The 4034-nt window shown below is 26.0% G+C and carries 4 protein-coding genes and 1 tRNA gene; 2 read left to right on the top strand and 3 right to left on the bottom strand.

Features of this window, described 5'->3' with window-relative positions; genetic code table 11:
* Positions 1-30: 30 nt before the first annotated feature.
* Positions 31-120 (bottom strand) — tRNA-Sec (locus Q0J90_RS07130).
* Between the two features lie 111 nt (positions 121-231).
* A complete protein-coding gene (locus tag Q0J90_RS07125) occupies positions 232-1335 on the bottom strand; it encodes an FkbM family methyltransferase (protein ID WP_297277246.1) in 1104 nt (367 codons plus the stop codon).
* A 253-nt stretch (positions 1336-1588) separates the two neighbouring features.
* On the opposite strand from Q0J90_RS07125, the gene nadD reads away from it, so the two are divergent.
* Together nadD and Q0J90_RS07115 are read left to right on the top strand one after the other, a co-directional pair.
* Positions 1589-2167 carry a nicotinate (nicotinamide) nucleotide adenylyltransferase gene (gene nadD, locus Q0J90_RS07120; protein ID WP_297277245.1) on the top strand — a complete coding sequence of 193 codons (579 nt, stop codon included), beginning with the start codon at positions 1589-1591 and terminating at the stop codon, positions 2165-2167.
* 17 nt (positions 2168-2184) lie between these two features.
* Positions 2185-3078: an ABC transporter substrate-binding protein gene (locus Q0J90_RS07115; RefSeq protein WP_297277244.1), complete on the top strand. Its 894-nt coding sequence runs from the start codon at positions 2185-2187 to the stop codon at positions 3076-3078.
* A 90-nt stretch (positions 3079-3168) separates the two neighbouring features.
* On the opposite strand, the gene Q0J90_RS07110 is transcribed toward Q0J90_RS07115, so the two are convergent.
* Positions 3169-4034: MATE family efflux transporter (locus Q0J90_RS07110; RefSeq protein WP_297277243.1), on the bottom strand; the 866-nt coding region annotated here is incomplete at its 5' end.

Genomic DNA, 4034 nt, shown 5'->3' with positions numbered 1-4034 from the left:
CATACTATAACTTTTATAATCGCTTATTTATCGGAAGAGGCAGGAGTTGAACCTGCCGATGTCGCTATGACATCCAACGCTTTTGAAGAGCGCGGAGCCCACCGGGACTCATCTACCTCCAAGCATTGTCATATATAATATATTACTTTTAATTTTATGTCAATTTTTTTTATGGTTTTATTTCTAAATAAAATTATGATATTGCAAATTATGATTAAAATATTAAAAAAGTCATTCAACATAACATATAAAACACCATGTAAGAATACTCTGATGTCCTATAGGCCTAAATAATATTTTATATCCCAAATTCAAATTTTCTATCCATTTCTTTATTCTAAACATCTGACCAAAAGCAACCCAATCATGATAACCAGCAACTAATAATACTGGTTTATCATTTCTTATTATTTGTTCTGCTCCAATTAAAGCATTCTCTTCAAAACCTTCTATATCTAATTTTATCAAACCTATTCTATTTTTTCTATCTTCAAAATAATCATCTAATTTTACAATATTTACAGTTGAAGATTCATTTCTTCCTGTTTTAAGGAAAGTAGCTCCAGCATCAATGCTACCATTTGAATTTATATACAATGTTTCATTTTTATCTCCTACTCCTAAATTGCAAGGGATTATATTCTTATTATCAGCATAATTATCTATATTTTTCTTCATAGTATTAAAGTTATTTTCTTCTGGTTCAAATGAATATATAGAACTAAAATTATATTGACTAAACATTATAGCAGTATCCCCTATGAACCCACCACAGTCTATACATATAGAATTGTTAAATTTATCTATCTCTGACTTATCTAAATATATTATACCTCTTTTAAAATACAATAATTCTAAACTTATAAAATCAATATTACAAAATTGTTTTTTTAATTCATTATATATATTATCTTCATTGAAATATATCATCTCAGCTTCTTTCGGAACCAAATTTAATGAAGTATTTGAAAATACTATATATGGTATATCTATACCAGCGGGTGCGTATCTAACCTGATTAAAAAAATATTCTAAATATTCTCTATTTTCTATCTCTATACCAACAATAAACTCATCCATATCTTTAAAAAAAGATTTAGGATCTCTTCTGTAATATTGAGGAATATATGATAAATATTCTCCATAATGGAAACACATAAAACCTTTGCTTTTGTATTCCTCTTTTATTATTTTTAGCTGCTCCATTTTTTCTTTTGCAATTACTAAAGCATATTCACCTAATAGTTTATCCCTAGTTTCATTTCTTTCCTTAGAATTTGAAATCCACCATACCTTTTTATCTATCATTTTTTCAGTTTTTGTTTTTTCTAACATATTACACTCCAAATTATAAAAAAATTTAAAATAAAAAAAGACTCTCGCATCAATCATGCAAAAGTCTTATAATGTTTATAAATAATAATAATAATATTATGTTTGTTTGTTTGTTTGTTTGTTTGTTTGTTTGTTTGTTTGTTTGTTTGTCATAAAAATATCCTAATTATAATTGTAACATTTAAAAAATATATTGCAAATTATGATTAAAATATTAAAATATAAGAAATTTCTTAAATTACGGATTTTATAAATGAAAATAGCTATGCTGGGCGGGACATTTGATCCTCCTCATCTTGGACATTTGATACTAGCTGATACAGTAATGACAAACTGCAATTATGATAAAGTATTGTTTATACCGGCTAAAACACCGCCTCATAAAAATATAAGCGGAAAAGTTTCAGATACAGACAGATTAAATATGCTTAAGCTATCTGTGGAAGACGATGAAAGATTTATTGTAGATGAATACGAACTCAATAATGAAGGAATTTCATACACTATAAAAACATTGAATTACATATACAAAAATTATGATGTTCAGGAAAAAATAGGACTTATAATAGGTGCCGATTTAATAAAAGATTTTCATAAATGGAAAGAACCTGAAAAAATTGCAGAAATAGCAAATATAGTTGTAGTAAACAGAGAAGATGATAACAATTTATACAAAGAAAATATAGAAAAATACAATATAAAAATTATAATGGCTCCAAGAATAGATATATCCTCAAGTTTGATAAGAAATAGAATAAAAGAAAAAAAAGGATTTAGATATTTTGTAAGCAAAAAAGTTTATGATTATATAATATCAAACAATTTATACTAAAAAATTAGGAAAATTAAATGAGAAATAAAATATTAATACTAATATTCATTTTAATAAATACTCTTCATTCATATCAAATGTATCTGCTAAACGGTCCTACTGGTATAGGCGGATTAAAAATGATGAAAGATTATAAAGCAATAGATATAAAAATGGTTAATGCCCCTAATAATATGCTTTCAATGATTATAAAAGGAGAAGCTGATATTGCTGCTATTCCGGCTAATATGGCCGCTATAATATTTAATAGACAATTGCAATATAAAGCAGTTGCTGTAATATCAGAAACTAAATTCTTTATAGTGTCTGCAAATAAAAATATACAAACCATAAATGATTTAAGAAACAAAACCATTTACTGCGGTACCAAATTAGCTGCTCCGGATCTAATGCTTCAATATTTGATATCAAAAGAAAAAATAGAAAAATCCAATATTAATTATTCTTTCAGCAATCCGGATTTAGCAAAAATGATAGCTTCCGAAAATGCAGATGCAGCTATATTGCCTGAACCGTTTGCATCATCAGCAATGCTTGAAAATAAAAATGTACATATAGTAGTTGAAATATCCAAATACGTTGAAAATTACCCTGTAGCAATACTTATAGCAAAAGATACTTTTATAAATCATAATAAAGCATTATTAAATGAAGTATTAGATGAATATAAAAAATCCACAGACTATATTTTGAATAATAAAAATGAAATAGAAAATCTAATAAAAAATTCTCCAATGATAATTAATCCTAAGGCAGCAGTTTACGGATTAAACAGAATGGGATTAACTTTTTATGACGGAGCAAAAATGAAATTTGCTTTAAATAGCTATTATAACTTTTTATACAACTTTGACAAACAACTAATAGGAAATAAAATACCTTCAGATAATTTTTATTATATTGAAAAGTGATAATTAATATATTATATTTTATTATATTGAATGAGTAAATAAATTAGATATATTTACAAAATATGAATATTGATTTAATTTAGTAAAAAATTATTTCTTTATTCTAAAAGCATATTTGTGAAAATAAATACAAGTAGGAAGTATGCCGACAGCCCAGCCAACTGGATTAGCAAACCATACCCCAATATATCCGAATGGTATAGATAAGAATACAGATCCTCCAACCTTAATAACAAGTTCAGTTATTCCAGACATTAAAGGTATAAATGCATTTCCAATAGCCCTTATAGCATTATTATAAAGAAGTATTATTGCCAAAAATGGATAAAATGCTGATGATATTCTTAAATAACCTTTGCATATTTCAGCTATTACATCTATATATTGATCATTTTTAGATATAAAAAATCTTACCAAATGATCGCCAAATAAAAATATAATAACTGATGCAAGTATACTCAAAGATAAAGATAATATTATAATACTTTTAAAACCTTCTTTTATTCTGTCAATCTTTTGAGCTCCATAATTCTGGGCAACATAAACAGCAAAAGCCTCAGATACAACAAAATAAGCCATTGAAGCAAATTGATTTATTCTATTTCCTGTTGTATATGATGCCACAACATTCGTTCCAAATGTATTAACTACACCGCTTATAATCATCTCTCCTATTGATAAGAATACGGATTGTATACTCATCGATGCACCAATTTTTACTATCATCAATAAATTTGAAGAATCAAATTCCATATCTTCTTTATTTAGATTTAATATTGTAAACTTTTTTATAATATATAATACACTTAAAAAAGCAGAAATCATTTGAGATATTACAGTTGCTATTCCAACACCCAAAACATCCATCTTCAATGAAGCAACAAAAACTAAATCCAATATAATATTAACAATAGTGGTAAATATTAAAAAATAAAGAGGTGTCTTACTATCTCCTA

The sequence above is a fragment of the uncultured Brachyspira sp. genome (assembly GCF_944390595.1).
In the GTDB taxonomy this organism is placed as follows: Bacteria; Spirochaetota; Brachyspiria; order Brachyspirales; family Brachyspiraceae; genus Brachyspira.
This window is presented reverse-complemented; position numbering and strand designations above follow the sequence as displayed.